The organism is Acidithrix sp. C25, assembly GCF_904848545.2.
Genome location: NZ_CAJHCI020000001.1, coordinates 657,501 through 678,611, shown reverse-complemented (window position 1 = coordinate 678,611; position 21,111 = coordinate 657,501). Strand labels below are relative to the sequence as shown.

Annotated in this window: 14 protein-coding genes, 2 rRNA genes and 3 pseudogenes (1 of these 19 cut by a window edge); 12 read left to right on the top strand and 7 right to left on the bottom strand. The window is 46.8% G+C overall.

From position 1 onward, the window contains the following. The first annotated feature begins 348 nt into the window (after positions 1–348). From ACIDITHRIX25_RS89495 to ACIDITHRIX25_RS89450, 10 genes and pseudogenes are all read left to right on the top strand, one after another. Positions 349–1,559, top strand: a pseudogene (locus ACIDITHRIX25_RS89495) (IS4 family transposase). A gap of 605 nt (positions 1,560–2,164) precedes the next feature. Beyond that, positions 2,165–2,353, top strand: a complete 189-nt coding sequence (locus tag ACIDITHRIX25_RS89490) for an IS1634 family transposase N-terminal domain-related protein (RefSeq protein WP_152625981.1) — start codon at positions 2,165–2,167, stop codon at positions 2,351–2,353. Further along, positions 2,311–4,476, top strand: coding sequence for an IS1634 family transposase (locus tag ACIDITHRIX25_RS89485; RefSeq protein ID WP_201732503.1), 2,166 nt, complete (start codon positions 2,311–2,313; stop codon positions 4,474–4,476). The genes ACIDITHRIX25_RS89490 and ACIDITHRIX25_RS89485 overlap by 43 nt, the downstream gene beginning before the upstream one ends. 1,089 nt (positions 4,477–5,565) lie before the next feature. Beyond that, the gene (locus ACIDITHRIX25_RS89480; RefSeq protein WP_201732502.1) at positions 5,566–5,979 is read left to right on the top strand and encodes a hypothetical protein; all 414 of its coding nucleotides are present in this window, start codon (positions 5,566–5,568) and stop codon (positions 5,977–5,979) included. Then, positions 5,906–7,063 (top strand): Mu transposase domain-containing protein, encoded by a 1,158-nt coding sequence (locus ACIDITHRIX25_RS89475; RefSeq protein ID WP_201731840.1) that lies wholly within the window; start codon positions 5,906–5,908, stop codon positions 7,061–7,063. Before ACIDITHRIX25_RS89480 ends, ACIDITHRIX25_RS89475 begins: the two co-directional genes overlap by 74 nt. Further along, positions 7,063–7,826: pseudogene (gene istB / locus ACIDITHRIX25_RS89470) on the top strand (IS21-like element helper ATPase IstB). The gene ACIDITHRIX25_RS89475 and the pseudogene istB overlap by 1 nt, the downstream one beginning before the upstream one ends. Next, on the top strand, positions 7,823–8,200 hold the full coding sequence (locus ACIDITHRIX25_RS89465) for a hypothetical protein (protein ID WP_201731841.1): 378 nt from the start codon (positions 7,823–7,825) through the stop codon (positions 8,198–8,200). The pseudogene istB and the gene ACIDITHRIX25_RS89465 overlap by 4 nt, the downstream one beginning before the upstream one ends. Positions 8,201–8,648: 448 nt before the next feature. Further along, positions 8,649–8,912 carry a hypothetical protein gene (locus ACIDITHRIX25_RS89460; RefSeq protein ID WP_201732501.1) on the top strand — a complete coding sequence of 88 codons (264 nt, stop codon included), beginning with the start codon at positions 8,649–8,651 and terminating at the stop codon, positions 8,910–8,912. A gap of 456 nt (positions 8,913–9,368) precedes the next feature. After that, positions 9,369–9,641 carry a hypothetical protein gene (locus ACIDITHRIX25_RS89455; RefSeq protein ID WP_201732500.1) on the top strand — a complete coding sequence of 91 codons (273 nt, stop codon included), beginning with the start codon at positions 9,369–9,371 and terminating at the stop codon, positions 9,639–9,641. 204 nt (positions 9,642–9,845) lie between these two features. Then, positions 9,846–10,271: pseudogene (locus ACIDITHRIX25_RS89450) on the top strand (ISL3 family transposase); the annotation flags it as partial. 377 nt (positions 10,272–10,648) lie between these two features. Here ACIDITHRIX25_RS89450 and ACIDITHRIX25_RS89445 read toward each other — a convergent pair. The 4 genes from ACIDITHRIX25_RS89445 to ACIDITHRIX25_RS89430 all read right to left on the bottom strand — a co-directional run bounded on the left by ACIDITHRIX25_RS89445 (position 10,649) and on the right by ACIDITHRIX25_RS89430 (position 14,404). Next, entirely contained in the window at positions 10,649–11,392 is a 744-nt protein-coding gene (locus tag ACIDITHRIX25_RS89445; protein ID WP_052606983.1) for a site-2 protease family protein, read from the bottom strand. Between the two features lie 87 nt (positions 11,393–11,479). Continuing rightward, the gene (locus ACIDITHRIX25_RS89440) at positions 11,480–11,827 is read right to left on the bottom strand and encodes a TraR/DksA family transcriptional regulator (RefSeq protein ID WP_052606984.1); all 348 of its coding nucleotides are present in this window, start codon (positions 11,825–11,827) and stop codon (positions 11,480–11,482) included. A 36-nt stretch (positions 11,828–11,863) separates the two neighbouring features. Next, on the bottom strand, positions 11,864–12,757 hold the full coding sequence (locus ACIDITHRIX25_RS89435) for a tyrosine recombinase (RefSeq protein WP_052606985.1): 894 nt from the start codon (positions 12,755–12,757) through the stop codon (positions 11,864–11,866). Between the two features lie 720 nt (positions 12,758–13,477). Beyond that, positions 13,478–14,404, bottom strand: coding sequence for an acyl-ACP desaturase (locus ACIDITHRIX25_RS89430; RefSeq protein ID WP_283770395.1), 927 nt, complete (start codon positions 14,402–14,404; stop codon positions 13,478–13,480). 966 nt (positions 14,405–15,370) lie between these two features. Here ACIDITHRIX25_RS89430 and ACIDITHRIX25_RS89425 point away from each other — a divergent pair. Beyond that, positions 15,371–15,856 (top strand): CBS domain-containing protein, encoded by a 486-nt coding sequence (locus ACIDITHRIX25_RS89425; protein ID WP_052606987.1) that lies wholly within the window; start codon positions 15,371–15,373, stop codon positions 15,854–15,856. A 788-nt stretch (positions 15,857–16,644) separates the two neighbouring features. Here the strand turns inward: ACIDITHRIX25_RS89425 and ACIDITHRIX25_RS89420 are convergent. Beyond that, positions 16,645–18,393 (bottom strand): MFS transporter, encoded by a 1,749-nt coding sequence (locus ACIDITHRIX25_RS89420; RefSeq protein WP_201732497.1) that lies wholly within the window; start codon positions 18,391–18,393, stop codon positions 16,645–16,647. Between the two features lie 178 nt (positions 18,394–18,571). Here ACIDITHRIX25_RS89420 and ACIDITHRIX25_RS89415 point away from each other — a divergent pair, with 178 nt between their 5' ends. After that, on the top strand, positions 18,572–19,057 hold the full coding sequence (locus ACIDITHRIX25_RS89415; protein WP_201732496.1) for a MarR family winged helix-turn-helix transcriptional regulator: 486 nt from the start codon (positions 18,572–18,574) through the stop codon (positions 19,055–19,057). Positions 19,058–20,661: 1,604 nt separating this feature from the next. On the opposite strand, the gene rrf is transcribed toward ACIDITHRIX25_RS89415, so the two are convergent. Both rrf and ACIDITHRIX25_RS89405 read right to left on the bottom strand, forming a co-directional pair. Beyond that, positions 20,662–20,778: ribosomal RNA gene (gene rrf, locus ACIDITHRIX25_RS89410) — 5S ribosomal RNA — on the bottom strand. Positions 20,779–20,834: 56 nt separating this feature from the next. Beyond that, positions 20,835–21,111: ribosomal RNA gene (locus ACIDITHRIX25_RS89405) — 23S ribosomal RNA — on the bottom strand; it runs 2,728 nt beyond the window's last position.

The window sequence follows — 21,111 nt, the reverse complement described above, 5'->3', positions numbered from 1 at the left end:
AAGTTACTAACACACAGATTTAGGAGATCTAACCGTGCACGCTAACTCTCTAGTCAAGCAGTTGCTTGACGTTAAAGGTGTCATTGTCAACGATTTTTTATCTCAGTGCGACATGAAGTCACCGAATTTAACTGTTCCGAAAGGAGGAACCTGTCATTCAGCTGACAAGCCCACCGACACATGCGAGAGGAGTAATTCTCTGGTGTGGAGCTGTCGGAAAAGTACCCGCGGGAAATCTCATAGGCCAAACCGTGAGGTGAAGCCGACACTGCCAGCAACAAGGCCCTAAGGGGCGAGGGCTAGCTGCAATACCGTTCAGTTAGCGTTACAAGCGTGTAATACGTGCTTATCCCACGTGCTGGATGGGTAAAGCCGGTTACAGACCGCCGGTTGTCGGATTTAGTATCGGTCGGAGTATTGACCCGGGTCTTTCCCGCCGATCTCGTTGATAAGGTGATCGCTGCTGCAGGCCGTACCGAGCAGCGCAAACGAACTTTGCCAGCTCGGGTTATGGCCTACTTCGCCATCGGGATGGCGCTTTATTCCGATGGCTCTTATGAAGAGGTGATGGCCTAGCTGACCGACGGTCTTTCTTGGGCGACCGGATGGGATGAGACCTGGCAAGCGCCATCGAAGTCCGCGATCTTCCAAGCCCAGGCTCGCCTTGGCGCCCAGCCCCTTCGCGAACTCTTTTCGAAGGTAGCTGTTCCACTGGCGCCCAATGATGCCAAGGGTGCCTTCTTGGCAAATCGGCGGATAGTCGCCATCGATGGTACCTGTATCGAGGTCGCCGATACCCAGGAGAACTCCCAGTATTTCGGCCGAGCTCATGTGAGCAGAGGTGAGCGGGCTGCCTTTCCCCAAGCTCGGATAGTGGCTCTTGCCGAGCGTGGAAGCCACGCAGTCTTCGAAGCTGTCGTTGGTTCTTATTCCATTGGGGAGATAGAGCTCTCCAGAGAGCTTGTCAGTCGGCTTAGCCCGGGAATGCTCGTACTTGCCGATAGTTGCTTCTACGGGTTTCACCTCTAGACCCAGGCGGCTGCTCCGGAGCGGATCTTGCCTGGCGAGTGGGATCCTCCCTGAAACCCCGCTACTTAGAGACCCTCGCCGACGGATCATGGTTGGCCGAGGTAAGGCCATCGGATAACCAAGGACGAAGAGCGCAGCCGGCAGTGGTGAGGGTAATCGACTACAGCATCGACGATGGACGTAAGAACCCCGAGTCCTATCGCTTGCTTACCACCATTCTTGATCAGACGGTCGCCAGCGCAACCGAACTCGCTCTGGCCTATGCGAAGCGCTGGGAGATCGGCTCTGTCTTTGACGAGCTAAAAACCCACCAGCGCGGTCCGCGGATGGTGTTGCGTTCCAAGTCTCCCGAACTTGTAGAACAAGAGATCTGGGGACACCTTTGCTGTCACTACGCGATTCGCACCATGATGTACGAAGCCGCAGCTCACGCAAACAAGGAGCCCGAGAGGATATCTTTTATCACAGCGCTGCGTATAGCACGCCGATCTTTGGCCCAACAGGGCGCCTTTTCCCCCTCACGACCCTGAGGGTAACGCACATCTCTGGACGTGGGCAATCACTGCACTTCTTCGGAGGCTGAATCCACTTCGCCGCAGAAGATCCAATCCCCGGGTAATCAAGCGCAAGATGCCTAAATGGCAAGTGAAGCGTTCCCATCATGCCGACTGGCCCCAACACAGCGGTCCGCCACGCGCGACAATCCGACCACCTAGCTGAACGGTATTGGGGCTAGTTGGGTATGAGCAACATTTGTGAAGTGCTGGTTAAAGATCGTTATTACAAACAAGCCAAAGTTGCTGATGAGCTTGGACCAAAAGCTACCTGCGACGGTCGCATCTTTTAAGATTGGATGCGCGCTGACAATAACTCCCACCGGTGAAAAGGCAGGCCCTAACCCCAACGTATGTTATTTCAGTGGAACATTTCTCAGCCCTTCTTTCGCAGATTTCCCGAAAAATCGCCCCAATTGGTCCCTTTTGAGGGGATTTTGGGCGATTTTCGGCTTGTGTGATTTATAGATGCCCTGGTAGATGGGTATTAGGTCTTTTTGGGTCGCGAATGTAGTGTCCTAATTTTTGAGTAGTTTTGATTATGACTTGCATTAGCTCTGACATGGTGCTATTGTCTTGTTGTGTTTATCCGTGAAACTCCAACAGTTAATAAAAAGACCGGCGTTAGCTACAGTAAGTACCAACTCGTTGAGTCCTACCGCTGTGAAAAAGGTCCCCGTCAACGTATAGTAATGACCTTGACCGAACTGGACCTGGATAAGTCATTGTGGCCAGCTCTGGCCAATGCAATTGCCAATGCTATTACCTAGGACTCTCTGGAGTAACCTCACTCTTTGAATCAGATCCTATTATTGCCAGATACGTCGATCTAGCAATCACTAAGTATGCAATTCGTTCCGAAGTTGCAGCCGCTAAAGAAACAAGAGCTACTGAGGCTGACCTTGAGATGGTAGATCTCTCTAGTGCTAAGACTATCAATAGTAGAAGTATCGGTCCAGAACTCATAGGAAACTCGTTCTATGAAGCTCTTAGCTTCGATAAGATCCTAGAGAGTGCAGGTCTATCGGGTGAATCTCTTGGCATTGCCAAGGCAACGATAATAGCTCGTCTTATTCATCCTGGATCTGATCGAAAGACGTATTCGTATATCAACTCCAACTCTTCATTACCTGAGATATGTGGTATCGATCTCTCTAAGTTTCACAAGGATAAGGTCTATGCAATTGCAGATAAGCTCTATGACGCTAAAGGCGTCATAGAGCCAGCACTCTATAGAGCTAGCTCTGATCTCTTTAGGACGAATACCAGGCTCTTTCTCTTTGATCTAACCAACACCTACTTCGAAGGTTCTACTAAGGGGAACTCCCTAGCTAAACATGGACATTCCAAAGAGAAGCGTTTTGATTGCACATTAGTTTCTCTGGCACTACTTGTTGATCACAGGGGACTACCCATCTACTCAGAGATACATGAGGGCAATACCTCTGAGCCTAGAACTCTCATTAGCGTACTTGATGCCTTGGAGTCTCTATCGGATGGATCTCTCTTTGGGGATGTTGTTCCTACCATTGTGATGGATAGGGGAATTGCTACCAAGGCAAACCTAGAACTTCTTATTAAGCGCAATCTCAACTACGTAGTAATTGAGAGAGCTAACAAAAAGAGCCTCTATCGAAGCCATTTCATGGAGATGGAAGGCTTCACCGAGATCTACGATGCCCAAGGATCCCCAGTACTGGTGAAAAAGCTACAAGTGGAACCACAAAAGCCACACGGGCGAGTGAGAACACAAGTACAAGGACAAGTGAAAACACAAGTACAAGGACAAGTGCAAACGCTAGAAGAAGACACCGGCACTGACGACTATAACAGTAATGGTGCCACCGGCAAGAATGCCGGCGACAATAGAAGTGACAGCAGTAACGGCGATACCACCGACATTGGCAACGGCAGCAGCAGCAACGGCAGCAGCAACGGCAAGATCGCCAATTTCACCAGGAGCGACAGCAGCAACGACACCAAAATCATCAAGAGCGACAGTAGCACCGACACTGACGACTATATCCGTAATGGTGCCACCAGCAAGAATACCGGCAACAATATCAGCGACAGCACCGACACTGATACTAACGCCACCTCCACCTCCATCTCCTCCTCCATCTCCTCCTCTTCCACCAACAACAACACCACAACCGTGGTGTTGTGTCGTTCTTTGGGGAGATCCAAGAAGGAATCAGCGATCTCTAGTCAAGCTAATGAGAGATTCTTAGTAGATATCACTTCGTTGAGTACCTCAATCACAAAGGGTTCTATATCTAAGACCACAGTTGTCTCAGAGCGTATCGGACGCATCAAGGCCAAGTACCCAAGTATTGCTTCCAAATACGAGATATCCCTTGAATATCATCAAGACCATGGCAAGATCATCAAAAAGAGACGCTTTGACAAAGTAATCAATCTCACTATTACAGAAAAACCCACTAAAGCCAAAGATGATAATCTCCAAGGAGCCTACGTCATAGACACCAGCCATAGCGAGCTAGATGCAGGTGAGATCTGGAATATCTATACGACTCTCACTAAAGTAGAAGATGCCTTTAGATCCCTCAAGAGTGATCTTGGACTTCGACCGGTCTATCATCAACTAGCTAGCCGAACTGCTGCTCACCTTTTCATCTCAGTACTTGCCTATCACCTCCTTAGTGCTATTGAGCTGACCTTGAGGCAAAATAACGATAAGAGAAGATGGTCAACCATTAAAGAGCAACTCAACAGTCACCGCCGAGCCACCATAGTTCTTACATCAGATAAAGGCGTCGTCTATCACATCCGCACTAGTGGTGTTTCTGAGCCGGTTCACAAAGAGATCTACCGTCTCTTAGGAGTTAGTGATCCCCTTAAACGGATAAAGACGATTGCGACGCATTTGTAGTGTCCCAACCTAAAACCACATACTCAACTAGCTGGGAGAATAGGTTGATTTTCGGAAAGATGGGTCAGCCCGTATCCCAGCCCAAGCAATTGGGCAAGCCAAAGCTAAGGAAGGCCGATGGGGATGCGGGAATACCGATTGGTGGAATATTCAATTGGAGGCAAAGCGAAACACGCTCTTGTAAAGAGACGGATACACCTTGAGACATTACCTGTTGAGACATTACCTGGTGCGAAGCCAAGCAGACTTCTCCTTGGTCGCAGTTGTGAAATAGGCAGAGTTACGAGATGGTTCGTAGAACCTCATAGGCTAGGAAGGCAAACGAACATGGCTAACGCCACGTGTGGCCCTACTGACGAAACGCATTGGGAAAAGATCGATTGGTCGGAACTCAATAGTAACGTCAAGAGGCTGCAAGCCCGCATCGTAAAGGTTGTAAAACCGGGTTCCGAAAGGGGCCTTCATAAGGCTTGAGCCTAGTGCGATGAAAGTTACCAACTGGGTTCTTAGGGGGGGGCACGGCTCAGCAATGGGCCGCGCCTACCCGACGGAGATGAAATTGTTGTAGATGTCAAACTTGCACGATCCAAGCTCGCATGTCCACCGTGTTGTTGAATAAGCCGTAAATTCAAAACAAACTACCGCTACGACATCAGAACTTATCAACTCTCGCTGGAGACATCTTGACATGGGAATACGTCGTACTTGGATCTCTTGTGCCCTACGGAGACCGAAATGCCCCAATCATGGAGTAATCACTGAGTCAGTGCCATTTGGGTGACCGGTATCGTAAATCTCGCTTTGTCAACGGCCATTTGAAAATGCATGAATATGGCCATTTGGCATGAATGAATATAGCCACGAAAATTGCATACAGGATGACCGCCTAGCGTGACGGCCCACTCTCGGGTCTCCTGGACCCGAGAGTGGGCATGCAAAGGCGGTCTGGCTATCACTTTTTGAGAAAAAAGAAGAATGAAGGCCCTTATCTTGGGGCATTATGGATTTATCCAGTTCCTAATGCCGAGAAAGGGCCCAAAGTGAAGGATAGCAAAGAATCCATGGAAATTATTGAGGCTTACGATCTTTTTGGATCGTATAACGGAGCAGCGCAGTTCGTTGGCTGTTCTCCTAATACCCCTAAAGAAGTATGTTCAAGCAAGAAATGCCGGACAACTGATACGACAGGGTCAATATGAGAGGCGTCCTAAGGCCACCGATAAGTTCGCTGGCGTAATTGAGGAAGCCGTTGACAAGTCTAAGGCTAAGGTCCGGGCTAAGGCGATCCATGTCAGGCTGGTGGCGCTAGGTTATAACGGTTCAATTCGAAGCACTAGAAGAGCTGTAGCTACAGCCAAGGTCGCCTGGAGGAAATCTACGCAAAGAATCTTTTGGCCTTGGATTGCCGAGATGGGGAAATGGGCACAGTATGACTTTTCTTCATGGTCCTGTGATCGATGGGAAAAAGACCACACTCTTTCACTTCTATCTCCCTTTCTCTAAGGTGAGGATCGTTAAATGGATCCCGGATCAGTCACTGCCCAATGTGATTATGGCCTTAGATTACTGCTTTAGGTACATAGGGGGTATTCCGGCTTATGTACTCACCGACAACGCTAAGACTGCCGCGGTGAAGCATATCGCAGGGGTGGCTGTCATTAACCCCAAGATGGTCTCCTTCGCTAGTGCGTATGGCTTTAGTATCCAAACTTGCGTTGTCTATGATCCAGCATCAAAAGGTGGAGTAGAAGCTGCAGTTAGGGTGGCAAAAGAAGATATCTGCCCAAAAGACACCAACCTCGTTCAAAACTACAGGAACATCGCTGAACTTGAAGCTGCATGTGCCGCCTATACCACTTCTATCAACTCCGTTGTCCACTCAACCTCAGGCAAGATCCCATCAGTGGTACTTCAATCTGAGGCTATGACATTTCATAGCCTTCCTAAAGTGCCTTATCTCGGTGCTTATGGAGTGATGCGCAAGGTAGAGCCAAAGATGCCCATCGTTAGGTTCAACCACTGTGGTTACTCGGTACCAGCGAAATATCGTCGCGAAGTAGTCTATGTTCGCAGCGTTGGGGAAGAAGTGGTCATCGTAGCCCAGGAAGAAGCTGGTGGATATGTTAACGAAATAGCTCGCCATGCAAGAGGAGAAGCTTTCAGCTATGTCATTGACGATTCTCATAAGGAACCAGATCATCCCAATGGCCCACTTGTGAGGATGCCGATTCCGACCAATGAAACTCAGGCTAAGTTTCTTTCAATTACACCTGATGCTAGCCAATGGCTCATTAGGGCTTGTAATAGTGGAGCCAGCGGTATTGAAACCTCGATAGCAGATCTAGTGGGCTACGCCAATAATGAAGTCTCCTCTTCAATAATTGAGGAGTCACTTCGTCTTGGAGCCTTCAATCACTCGGTAATAGCTGATCTCTTGGTAATTCACAAAAGGTCAGCTCGTAGTGGAACTAAGGCCACTTCACCACAGAGTTCCAAACCACAGAGTTCTAATGGTGCATCTAGCTCACCACAGGGTCCCTATGGTGCATCTACTGACGCCTGGTCCAAACTTGCGGCGGTGTCATAATGGCCGATAATATAATCCAAGACGAGATCGAAGCTATGACCAAGCGTCTTAGGCTTCCTCATATTAGGCGGAGCTACTATGATTTAGCTCTTTCGGCCCGAGCACAGCGATGGGATCCCATGGAGATGATCCGGCTGCTATTGGAAATCGAGCTAAAAGGCAGAAATGCTTCTACGTTAGAGATTCGCCGCATAGCAGCGAATCTCCCCTCCAATCGAACCCTAGAGGGGTTTGACTCATCCATATCATCGATTCCAAATAGAACCATTATGGGATTGTCCAACTTGGAGTGGGTAAGACTAAAGAGAACTTACTGGTTCTTGGTCCTCCTGGAACGGGTAAGAGCTTTCTGGCGGAGGCACTTGCAAGTGCTGGAATCGAAGCAGGTTTCAGGGTAGCTTGGTACACCCCTGAAACTCTGTGTCGTTATATGGATATAGCTAAGGCCACTGACACCTTGGCGAAGATGATGCTCAAATTGATGAGAATGGATTTGATTGTCATTGACGACCTAGGAATACTTCCTATGAACTCTATGGAATCAGAGTCTCTCTATCGGGCGGTCGATGCTTGTTATGAGAAGACTTCAATGATTGTGACCTCGAATTACCCTATAGCGTCCTTCGACGAGATCATCACGCCTAGATCTCTCGCTGCAGCACTTGTTGATCGTCTGGCTCATCATGGCCATCTCATAGAAACCAAAGGAGACTCTATTCGCCTTAGCCAAGCTCTTTCGGGTAAAGGTGTGGTGCCACTATGAGCCAGAGACCAGCGTTAGATGATCCCTCCTATCACAACGATAGAGAGGCGTTAGATGATCCCTCTCTAAAGAAGTCCTGTCCTATCTGTGGAGGTCAATTTGTCTCAATCGGTCGACGCATCTATTGTTCGGCAACTTGTAAACATAGAGCCTATCGAAGACGCCATCAAGGATTGGTGAGCAATGCCATAGTTGGAATAAGTAAACCTCGTCGAAATATCAGTATCTATGAGTGTCCTTCTTGTGGAGTGCACGAACTCGGCATACAACGCTGTAGCGATTGTGGAGTCTTCATGACTCGCGTTGGCATTGGCGGGCTGTGCCCTCACTGCGACGAGCCTCTCGCAGTAGGCGAACTCATGGGAGAGATATAGAGATAACACTCTTAGAAACCCAGTAATAATCAAATAAGAGCCCAACCAAGGCCTAACATAGTCCTTGGTTGGGCTCTATCTATATAGGACTCTATCCGTGTAGTGCTCTATCTATATCGGCGACTATCAGGACGATTGATACATCCATTCGGTTTCTCGATTGATAGCTGCTGGTGCCCTACTGTCACCAGACTCGGAGAAATCTCCGTTCCTCATGAATCAAATGACCACACATGGATCTCACGCTTTAGACCCCACACTTTAGAGAACTAATGACGATATGTCTTAGCTCTTGACCAAAGAGAACCAACAAGGATAGCGAATCGTCACCATATAGACAAAGCCCACGGGATCCAACCCTTGTCGCGAATGTTCCACGATCTCATTGATTCGCCATGTCAACTGATTCGCCATGTCAACTTCATGCCCAAGAGCTGATGGGGCCAATTTGTTCGATTGCAAGCAAACCTATCGTCGCTCTATCGTCGCGCAACGGGCCATTGGGGTTCACGATGGGGCCTCTTGGTTGGGTTGGGTGATGGTCTATCGTCGCGCAACGGGCCATTGGGGTTCACGATGGGGCCTCTTGGTTGGGTTGGGTGATGGTCTATCGTCGCTCTATCGTCGCGTAACGGGCCATTGGGGTTCACGATGGGGCCTCTTGGTTGGGTTGGGTAACTTGCGGTGCCGTCAATACTCGCTAGATCTCTAGAATCTAGAATCTAGAACCTCCACCTATCCAGGAACGTAATGGGGGTTATTGAGTTGTGGACGATTGCTACGCAAACGAAAGTTGAAATGTGGAAAACGCTTCGCGTTTACGCATAATCCAACGATCTTCGCCCACAGGCTCAACAACCTGTAGCTACTACCCATAAAAAAGAATAATAAAGAGATCTTTTCCAAGTCGCCCTCAACGAAATCTCAACCCTATCTAAAAATCACACTGCGCCTCGATAGAGCACTTTCATCTAATCGACAATTAACTGCTCTTGGATGCAAGTTGGAGTAGTTAATAGACCTTTGCGACCAAAGGTTACATTATTTCACCTCCTCGACAAGAAATGCCCATAGAAGGACCGAATGAAATAGCTACTGTAATAGTAAAAAAAGCGGCCTCAGATAAACGCGAGCTGTGGTAAAATGTGCAAAAGTGATGGCCACTTGTATGCATTCTTCGTGTCCACCAACTTGCAGTTCTCAATGGCCAGTAACACGCTTCACGAGAGACTTTGAACATCTAGTTGCCGGCTCAACCGCAAAGATGGATAAAACAACAGTTACGAAGCTCACCCGGATTGCTCAGAAAACAGTTGGTACGATCTGTGAGAGAGTAGTAGCCAAAGAGATCGATCCAAAGCGACTAGAGAAGCTCTCAATAATAGAGGTAGATGAGATTGCCTATCGTAAACACCATAAGTACATAACCCAAGTTATTTAGAGCCCGTAACAGATCATGAAACTGGAAAGATCGTCTATGGAGCAGAAGGAAAAAGCGCTAAGAGTCTAGATGGGTTCTTATGTGAGCTTGGTTCGCAACGTTCCAAGCTCTCACACAAGTAGCAACAATGGACATGGGACCAGCTTTTGCTAAAGCTTTCGCTGATCGCACACCAGATACTTAGGTCGCAACCTCGATCCTTTTCATGTCGTTAAATTGGGCACTGAGGCCCTGGAGGAGGTAAGATGCGACCTATGGCGCCAACTGAGAAAACTTCCTACTCCAGATTACGCCCGTAGGTTTGTGAGTGCAAGATGGGCATTACTAAAGAATCCTGGTGATTTGACTCAACGCCAAAATGAGACTCTACGTCAAATAAAGTCAACCGCTGCAATACTTCTAAAGCCCTTAGAGATGAAAGAATCCCTAAGAGGGATATTCGGTAGTGGATTATCCAATGACGAAGTAGCTGAGTTCTTGGATTCCTGGTGTGCTCGTGCTTCACGATCACGGATACCTAGCTTTGTCAGATTGTCAAAGACAATTCGAACCCATAAAGATGGAATTATGGCTGCTATTGAGCCCCCTAGCTTGAAAAGGGTGTCTCCAACGGAAGGCTTGAGGGTCTAAACAATAAATTAGATCCGCCATTGCTAGATGCTATGGTCTTCACTCTGCAAAATCAACACTTGCTTTGGTGATGCTTTCATGCGGTCCGATTGATCTCAAGCTCCCCTACGAAAGGGTTGCTTGATCCACATCTATTTTAGGAGAGCCCTTTTAAGATCGCCAATGGGAAAAACTCGACCAACTCAATTATAAGGGAAAAGGCAAAGAGATACGTACCAAAAAACGACTTTGACGCCCATCAAAGAGTTGGGCCGCTACGTTCCAAGAGGTTCAAATGGCCCTTAGTGCCTTCATCTAAGATCGAACAATCCACACTCACCAAAATTTGCAACCCCGCTATCGTCGACCTCCATCGAAATGGAGATATGGCTCTAAAATCATAGGTAAGCGGTCGAAGGAAGAAAAACGTCGAGCCATAATCGTACGATTGGCGCAAATATCGAGCTCAGCGCCCCTGGGAAAATAAAGACTACCAAAAGTAGAATCGGTATCAAAAACTTTAGATTAGCCGTAATTGCAGCAAACTTATACTCACCTATAACGCGACGAAGAATAGCCGAACCATCAAGAGGCGGTATAGGAAGAATGTTGAATATAAAGTAAATAGCGTTTATTATGCCGAAATAAACCCAGAAATAGCCAATTAAGCTAGTGGTATTTATGGACCCACCCAGAATCGGAGTCGTACTGCCATAGGAGTTCGAAAAGACAAAGATTCTAAGAATGATCCCGGCTAATATCGAGAGAATCAAATTCGTAACTGGGCCCGCTAAAGAGACCACCAAGGATGAACGTCTTGGATTGCGCAAATTAGCGGCGTTTACGGGCACCGGCTTGGCGTATCCAATCGGGGTAAGCCCTAAAAGCATCAACATACCCGGTAGTATCAATGTACCAAATGGATCAATGTGAGCCAGTGGGTTTAGACGGAGGCGACCCGCTTTAGCTGCAGTATGATCGCCATAATAAAGAGCCACCAATCCATGCGAAATCTCGTGCAAGACAAGAGCGATGATCGCCGCAAGAAAATTTATACCTAAGTAGACATTCAAGATTCCTTTTGAGAGAGCAATAAATGCCACAAGGGCGATACCGGCATATATTAGAACTTTACGGTTCAACTAATTAGCTCCACGTCTACACATATTTGTTACCTATCAATGATATGCGAATTGTGGTAACTACAACTTTCGCCCTTGTAATTGAAGCTAGGCCTTATGGTTTGATGCGCAATCACGGCAATACCGAGTGGTAGGGATGGCCTCTAGCCGTTCGGTGGCAATCTCTCTATGGCAACTCTCACAGATGCCATAGTTATTCGAATCCAACTTGGTGAGTGCAACCTCCACCTCGGCAAGGGCAACCTCTAAATTAGCCAATTGTCCCTCGGCCTCAACCCGTTCAGCAATCACAACTGACGAGTCGGCAAAGTTAGGATCATAGCCACCATTAACCGTTGCGTCTTTGCCAAGTTCTTGTACCTTGGCCGTCAATATCTCACGCTCTTGGTTTAGAAACTCCTTGATTGACTTATTTTCAGCCTTAATTTCTTCCATGCTAAGATTATAGAGATCTTTCCCCCGATAGATAAACTACGCTCGCGGATGCGAAGCTCGATAGACCTCCAGCAACCTAGTTGGAGTTATATGGGTATAGATCTGAGTTGTGGTAATCGAAGAGTGACCAAGTAGTTCTTGCACACTTCTAATATCGGCTCCTCCTGCTACCATGTGAGTCGCGCAGCTATGGCGTAGGGTGTGAGGATGAATCGAAGTTCGAATGCCCGCTAAAAGTGCATATTTCTTCACTATCTGCCATAGCGCTTGACGCGAAATCCGCTTGGACCTAGAGGAGTAAAAGAGAGCCGAGGAGCGAGAATGGCCCTCCAAGTTCGAACGAGCTCCTTCGTAGATGTACCTCCTCAACATGGACACGCTAAGGGGAGTTAGAGGAACAATGCGGAACTTATCTCCCTTGCCGCGAACTCGAGCAAGTGCCTCTTCCAAATCCAGATCATCAACGTTGGCTCCTATTACCTCTGAAGCCCTAAGTCCTGAGCCATAGGCCAGTTCCAACATTGCTCGATCCCGAACTCCATAATCTGTACCAAGATTAATTACATCTAGGAGCGCTTCCACTTCGTGGATTTCCAATACCTCTGGGAAATATAGCGGAGCCTTTGGAACCTCCAACCCCTCAAGCGGAGAGAGATTGATCGCTCCGATGTTTAGGAGATACCGATAAAAACCCCTAGCGACTGAGATAAGCCTCACCAAGGAAGTGGTTGCTAAACGGCTGCCAAGTTGGTCAATGGCGATACCGATTACTCTAGAGTCCGCGCTCAAAAGGTTAGAGCCAAGATTTTCTAGAACCGCACTCAGATTCCCTAGATCCTGATAATATGCGTCTATAGTTGCATTAGCCCTCCCAAAGACAAGGCGCAACTCCTCCAAATATCCCTCAATATAACTTGTGGATTCCGTCACAGACGGCCCCCAAAACTACAGCACAAAAATAGAACCACAATCTTCTGATATCCAATTTTAACTAGAAGATAAAGCTATCAAATACCCAAAAATCTAGGTGCACAATACTTAGTCACTAGCCTAGCGAATAAAGTCAACCGAAGGACTCCCTAATGCCCAAGGTAAAAAACCATTCAATACAATGTATTTTAGCCAATGCATTTGGATCGGAAAAACCACACCAGATCAATCAATATTGGACCGATAAAAAAGGATAAACCTGAAGCTATCTATCAATTGGAGCTATTTCTTTATCGCTAATTATTTGGAGCTAGTTTGATGGATCCATAAGTACTTATGGATCCATCAAACTAGCTAGGAGTGCTACGACCACCACCAACTCCCCTCACAAGCAGAAGTAGCCCTGTCCCGAGTGGGTGATCACCCAAAGTGCAAAACCTCCCGAACATAGTTTAGAATCGCATTACAAAGGCGTCAAAAGCACAACCTACTTGGGCTAGGTCGTAAATTGTATCGTCGAGGAAGTTCAAAGGATATGAAAACCCAAGTAGTAAGGGGCGCCGCTTATGCTTTAGACCTCGAGATAACTGACCTTCTCTTAATTCCGGACTAAAGCGACCACAAATTAAACGAATTCGCAACAAATCGCCTTAAATCTAAAGTGATATCACAGGTTATGACACATAGACCAGGCCTGTGTCTATATTGTCGACGAGCGCCCTATGATCGGTCCATATTAGATTGAGCCGCACCCTCAATATCGTCTCTGCGTGCTCTGGTTCGTCGAGCTGCCACCTCAAGGCGGGCGATAAACTTCATTAGTCGCTCCCGAGCAGCATCCGCCTCCGGTGTAAGGCCGCTCAGTTCACAAATTCGCCAATTCCTAAGGACAACTGGAACTATGATTTGGTCGTAATGAAGGCTAAAGTCGTAAATACCCTCTTTTGCGATATTCTTAGAGTGCTCCGTAAACCCATCTATTCCAGTTCCAGGCATGGAAAAACTTCGGACTTGCCGTTCGATCGCCTCAAGCGTCTCGCTGGGATTTCGCTCCAGAGCAGCCAGGGTCAAGTCACGATAGAAAAGATGATGGAGATTCTCATCGCTAGCAACGCGAGCCATAATAGCAAAGCCAACTTCGTCTCCGATTAACTTACCCGTATTTCGGTGGGCCACCCTAGTTGCGAGCTCTTGAAGAGTAACGTATGCAATTGTGTCGACAGGAGAGACAGGTTCCGGTACGATACCATTCGACACTTGGTTCATTCGACTACGTTCCAGGGTAATTGGATCAATCAAACGAGTGACCGTCAAATAGTCACGAATTACGATGGAGTGACGGTGCTCCTCGGCTGTCCATCGACGAGCCCAGGCTCCCCAGCTATCATCACTTCCGAAAGCCGCAAGCAAGGCATTGAAATAATACGGAAGGTTGTCCTCTGTAAGTAAGTTGACAAAGAGTGCACTTCTTGTTCCCGGACTAATGGTCGAAGAAGAACTGTCCCACTCCTCCCCAGCCACAAAGTCACGACCTCTAGACCATGGTACCAATTCATGAGGAAACCACTCCTTGGACATTCCGAGATGCTTTGTCATAAGCGACCCTACGGTCGGCTCAAGTTCCTTTAAAAAACCCTCGAAATTCATTATCCCAAACTACCGTACATGGGCGAATTACAATCCTATTAATCAATAAAGTCTTATGATTATATTCACACCAGGGTTACATTAAATTGCTGGAATGATCCGATATCGTTAGATGGAAAATTAACCCACGTACCCTTCATTGAAAAAACCACCGATAGCGAACTGACTAGCGCTGCCGATGGATCGATTTGGAGGACCATCGAAATAAATAATTCACCACCAGCCAATAAGGATCTTTACACACAATTGCCCCTAACCCATAAAAAGCTCGGCGCGCCTCCTTGTTCCAGACAATCCCACACCAATGGATACAGCTTCCAAGGTACCTATTCCCTAAAAACTCATAAGTCTGTCAAAAGTAATCGACCATAAATACGCTTGCCTATCCGCATATAACTGGACAAATAACAACGTTATTGGACCAAAGGCAAAACATTTATCCCAATTGAAAACCAGTATCCAATAGAGGTTCGATAGCAAACTTTGCCTACATGGCCAGAGAATCCCAACCATAACTAGCTAATATGAAGCAAATTGAAAACCATAGTCGAAGGACCTCCAAGGAAACTGCAGATCTATCTCCTACTGACACCGAAGCAGGCTGGATGATTTAGGGCACATACGACTACTTTGATTCAAGACATTGAACTCCTTAGGCATGGTCTGTCGGTTGCTTAGTTCATCTCCAAAGAAACTAGTCATCCTCACCTTCGGTAAGCATTTGTCGCCGCAAAGCAAAAGCGATGAGTGCAGTGAATAACCAAATCAGCATTGGAACCAGCGATCTTCAAAAAGTACCTACCCTCGCTATCATATTTTGCGGGATGCGAGATCATTAGCACTAAAGTAACCTTTGGTAGCCATTCCTAAAGGAAAATGGAATATCATCTCGAATAGGAGTAGATTGTAGATATAAATGCCACAATATCTAATGTGACCTTGATAAAGTAAAAGGAGATCATAGCTATGGCAACCACTAAACGTGATCCATCGAATACCGCAGTTTCCTCAATAATGTCAACCAGCCTGATATATGTCGAGCCACAGGAGTCAATCCAAGAGGCGGCAGCCAAATTAATCAAAAACAACGTCTCAGTACTGCCAGTACTTGATGACAAAGCAGCGCTCATTGGAATCTTTAGCGATGATGATCTATTAGTCGAGGGTGTTCGACTACACCTTCCCACGGTATTTGGGATATTCGCTGAATTTGGCGCGTGGCCACCTGCTGTCAAGCATTACGAGACGCAGCTCCGCGCCGCATACGCATCCAAGGTCGCCGATGCAATGGAGACCACGAAGACAGCCTCGGTAAAGGTCAATGACACTATAGAGACCGCAGCGACAATTATGCACGATCTCAAGTTGCGTACCCTAGCTGTTACCGATGGCCCCAAAGTTGTAGCCGTTGTCACTAGATCTGACATCTTGAAGTTTCTCTTTGGTGAATGATGGCCCCATTCGGCAATGCAAATGCGTCTAAGCCCAAGCGACACCTCGTCGTTTCAGAGTTGGCGTAATTACCAGCTAAATAAGTCACCAAAACAAGACCTAATTCCATTTGATTTAGCGTAAAGCTAGGAGCGCCTGAGGCTAACATATTTGAGATCTGGTACGCAAACTAATCTAATAATATAGCTGCCGCTAACACCCTATGTTTAGTTAATAAAATTATCAACACTAATGGCGCTAATAAGATCGCGCGAACTAAATCTCAAGCAATGTATAGCAATGTATGATCTTCAAGCAAAGCTTTACATTGTCGATAGCTCTGCTGCGAAATAGGAACAAGGCCCAAATTTAGCTAGGGGGTAGATTATCGGCATAAAAACGACATCAAAGACCAACTACGCACCATTTACCATAGGCTTATGGACTTTGAATAGCTAAATTTACTTTAATTATAAAAAGATCTCTTGAAAAAAACCTTACCATAATCTACAATCAAATGAACAATCAATAACTCTTGGCTTATCCACATAACTATCACTATCACAATAAGTAGTTGAGATTAAATTAACTATTAAATCAATCATTACGACCCCAAGCCCACCAGCCTAAACAACAACACCTACAAAAAGATCACTTTAGCCAAAAGCTAGCACCATCTAGATGTAATTACTGATACTAAATAGCACTTAATCAAGTTCGGTAACGTCGACCAATCATTTAGAGTTGGCGACTCTTTTAATTATCTTCCTATTGGCAACAGCACAAACTACTTTAGCTCCCAAGAGCCCTTAGATCCCTTCGACATTTATCTCAATCGGCCAGTCATCATTTAGTTCCGACTTGAGCGCAATGTTGTCACCTCGACCCCGACCAGCCGAAATAACGGCAGCTATGATGCAAGCTACGATAGCAAAGATGAAAGCTTCACGCAGCCCTGATGCAAAAGGAGCTGAGATTAACTTCGGGAAGAATGTTCGACCAGTCAAAACGGTCGCGGCATGATGTGAAAGCAATGACATATTGTGGGGACCCAGAAGCTTAGCTATCGGATTATACCCTAAGAGTGCGGCAAAGAGCACGGAAACAGGAGGCACATGAGACAGCGTTACAGCTGTAGCGTGTGCTACTCCCTGAGAACCCAATCCACTAACTAGCGCACCAGGCAAAGAGATTGATAGCCCTGCGATCATGAGAGAGAAGAAAATTCCGATAGAAAACACCTGCGCAGAGTTTTGAAAGGTCGAATTCATCGCACCACCAACTCCTCGGTTTTCAGCCGGAAGGCTATTCATAACCGCAGCACGATTCGGCGCCGCAAACACCCCTTGAGAGAGGCCCGAGACAAACAAGATAAGGCCGAATGTCCAATACGAGAAGTCGACAGAGAGTTCTAGAAACCCCACAAAGGCTAACGCTGTTCCGATCGGACCAATCGTTGCGAAGATTCTAGGACCATATCGGTCTGACAGGTAGCCTGACATGGGCCCCGCAATTAGAAAGCCCAGAGTTAGAGGGAGCATATATATTCCCGCCCACAATGGAGTGGCGGAAAAACTATAACCATGGAGGGGAAGCCAGATCCCCTGCAACCAAATAATTAGCATAAACATTAAGCCGCCGCGAGAAATCGAGACTAAGAATGTAGATATCGTACCAAAGCTAAAGGCCCGAATTTTGAACAAGGAAATTCGAAACATTGGATAGGCGCTCTTGGTTTCAATAAATCCAAAGATCGCAAAGAATGCAATGCCGCTGATCAATTCTCCAAGAACCAATGGGGATGTCCATCCAGTGGCGCTCGTACCGTGCGGTTGGATGCCGTAGGTAATACCAACCATAATTAATATCAATCCAATAGCGAATGTAACGTTGCCAAGCCAGTCGATCTTAGCTGGCTTTCTGATACCCCGTTCCTCTAGCTTTAGATATGCCCAAATGGTCCCAAAAAGTCCAATCGGGACTGAAATTAGAAAGATCAATCTCCAATCGATAGGAGCTAGTAAACCTCCTAAAATCAAGCCGATAAAGGAACCCGAAATACCAGCGACCTGGTTGATTCCAAGAGCCGTACCTCTTTGGTTTGCCGGGAACGCATCGGCCAAAATCGCCGAAGCATTAGCCACCAAGAAGGCCGAACCTAACCCTTGCACCAAACGCATAACGATCAAAAAGAGGGCTCCTGACCTTCCCTTATAGGGGTCTATGGTCAATAGCAAAGAGCCAACCGTATAGATAACAAAGCCCAGGTTATACATCTTAACTCGACCGTAGATGTCACCCAAACGGCCAAGACTCACCACCAAGACGCTTGTTACGATCAAAAACCCAAGAATCATCCAAAGCAGATAAAAGCTATTACCCGGTCCAAGTGGGTTGAGGCCGATTCCTCGAAAGATATCTGGAAGCGCAATAAGGGTGATCGATGAATCTATCGTCGCCATCAATACGCCTAGAGTAGTATTGGAGAGAGCAATCCATTTATATCGATCATTCTGCGATACAGATTTACCGTTAGTTGACGCTAGTAAAGCGGCCATTGGCGACCTTTCCAAAATGCATATGAAGGGCAATTGACTACCCACCTGTCGCGTCCCTAACTCCGCCGAAAAAGGAGATACAAGCGATATCGAGACCGATCGAACGAAACCAATTACCTAACGCAGAATTTTGAGACCTTCAGGAGATTTATTTCTGTTACAGAATAAACTATAGTCGATGAGCGAAGCAAATGGTGACACTAACGAAGTTGCGGTGGAATTAGCACAGGCCATTGGCCAACTTCGGCGTACCCTTCGTCGAAGCCAAAGAGAGTTATACACAGATGGCGTCTTCTCATCACCTGAATATGAGTTACTTCGATATGTCTATGATCACCCCAATGTGAGAGTAGGCGTAATGGCCAATGCACTCTCTATTGCTCCAAATACAGCCTCCACCTTAATCAAACGATTGATGAAACTGGGCATCCTCAATCGAGCCACCTCAGATAATGACCGAAGAGTAGGCACCCTCTGTCTAACTCCATATGGAGAGGAGACTATCTCCACTCTTAGAGACCACCGCTTGTCGCTCTTGGTTAGGGGACTTGACGACATCAATCTAGATGCCAAGGCTGCCATCATATCCGCCATTCCAGCACTGCTTGAACTAATTAAAACAATCCAGGATTTCGAAGGTTCGCCTTCATGTCCTTTTGAGTAAAGCTAACCGACATGGGACGGTGGTGTTAAAACTCATCAGCACGATCTAACACCGCCATAGCGCGCCGTATTCTCACCTTTGATCCGAAATACAGGATCGCTAGCCAAATTATCTCTGGTACTTGATTATCTCGCCCCCTCATCGAATTAACGCCGACGCATTAGCGTTAACCAAACGAAAGATCTAAGCGGCAACGAACCACTATCAGATGCACCTACCATTGGGTCAATCCCACCTCCACACATCTATCGTGACGAAAACGCTAAACCAAAAATGGTCCCAGCACATTTAGGTTACTGGCCCACTCAACTTTCAATTATCAAAACGCACCATGAGAGATCCAGTAGCAATTCAGAGATAATTAGGGATCTCTGAATTTAGGTTAGATTCAGTTGTTAGGAGTTCCGTTTGAGCTTGCCAATTGGATAGTTCCTACCCATCTAAGCGAATCCAAATTGACCCACAAAACTAAACCTACTTACGTTTATATTGACAATCTAAAACAACTAGCCTCCAGGACAACCGAGTCAAGCTAGCATGAGCCAGCTTCTCTGGCTTATGCACCGTGGGATCGATCGACTTTCTAGGAGAAATTGCGCAATTCATAAATCGACTCTTTCGGGTGGTATTTTTTGACTGCGAATGGGTTTGCTATGCCGTGTTCGGCATTAAGTACGGAGATTAAAATCCAAAACGGATAAAAATTCAATTACGAAGTTATCTCCCAGGAGACAACTGCACGGCGTATCCCAACCCAATTTTGGCTTTGTACTCCGAAAAAAGAAGGATTAGAGATAGTAGGTAAATGGTCAACTAAAAAATAGAACCAGACTTAGCCAATCCTTAAATGGTAAAACAATCACATGGACTAAACCAATCCTCAAACCTCTCCATCCTCCACCATCGAAGTACCAAAGATCCTAAAATCTGATCGCCAAAAAATAAACAGAATCAACCGAAGAACGCACCTCTTCACCAACCTTGGGAAAAAGAAAAAACAGTGACTAATCATCTCGACCACCCTCAGGAGATGGATCTCGGAAAGCTTCGACTAAAAGCAAGGTCGAAAACACGAACCATCTAAATTAAACGACTAAAGCATATCCAGTAAGTCGCAAAGACAGAACAATGATAAAAGAAAGCATCGAACCTTACAGTGACCAAAAGCCAAGCCAAAGCCTAAAGGACTGAAATCACTCCCAAGCCAAAGCACCCAAAAACGACAGCAGTGGATAGAAATCGCGCAAATGCAGGGATTTACCCTAGCTCCAAAGGCTCAATTGCATAGCAACCATAAACTGCCAAAATATGTAACCCAAGTGGATAATGACGCACTCTTATGGTTCCTCTGGGCTAGTAATGCAAAAAAACAAACAATTCACCAACCAAGCAATTCGTCCATAAACAATAACGACTATCCAGCGTTGTTCCCTTTGACAGAGAAACCGCACGCTAAATCCGCCAAAACGCTAAATGCACCCAAAAAGCAATTCAACCGAACCGGAGAAACACGCCTAGCCAAATCGGAAAGTGACACTGCAAAAACGCATTAAACCAAAATGAGCGAAGCTACCAATGTAGCTTCGCTCATTTATCAAATATATATCCGGCGGCGTCCTACTCTCCCAGGGAGTTGCCCCCCAAGTACCATCGGCGCTGGCAGTCTTTACTTCCGTGTTCGGAATGGGAACGGGTGTTTCCCCGCCGCTATGGCCACCGGAATATCTTGGTTGCTCGAATCATCGAGCTACCTATAGCGAGCACGAGCTTTATATTTAGCTCCAAGCCCTCGGCCGATTAGTACCGGTCAGCTGAATGTGTTGCCACACTTACACTTCCGGCCTATCAACGTGGTAGTCTGCCACGGGCCTTACCAGGTTAACCCTGTGGGAGACCTCATCTTGGAAAGAGCTTCGCGCTTATATGCTTTCAGCGCTTATCCCTTCCGTAGGTTGCTAACCAGCCATGCCCCTGGCGGGACAACTGGCACACAAGAGCTACGTCCGTCCCGGTCCTCTCGTACTAGGGACAGCCTTCCTCAGGTCTCCTGCGGC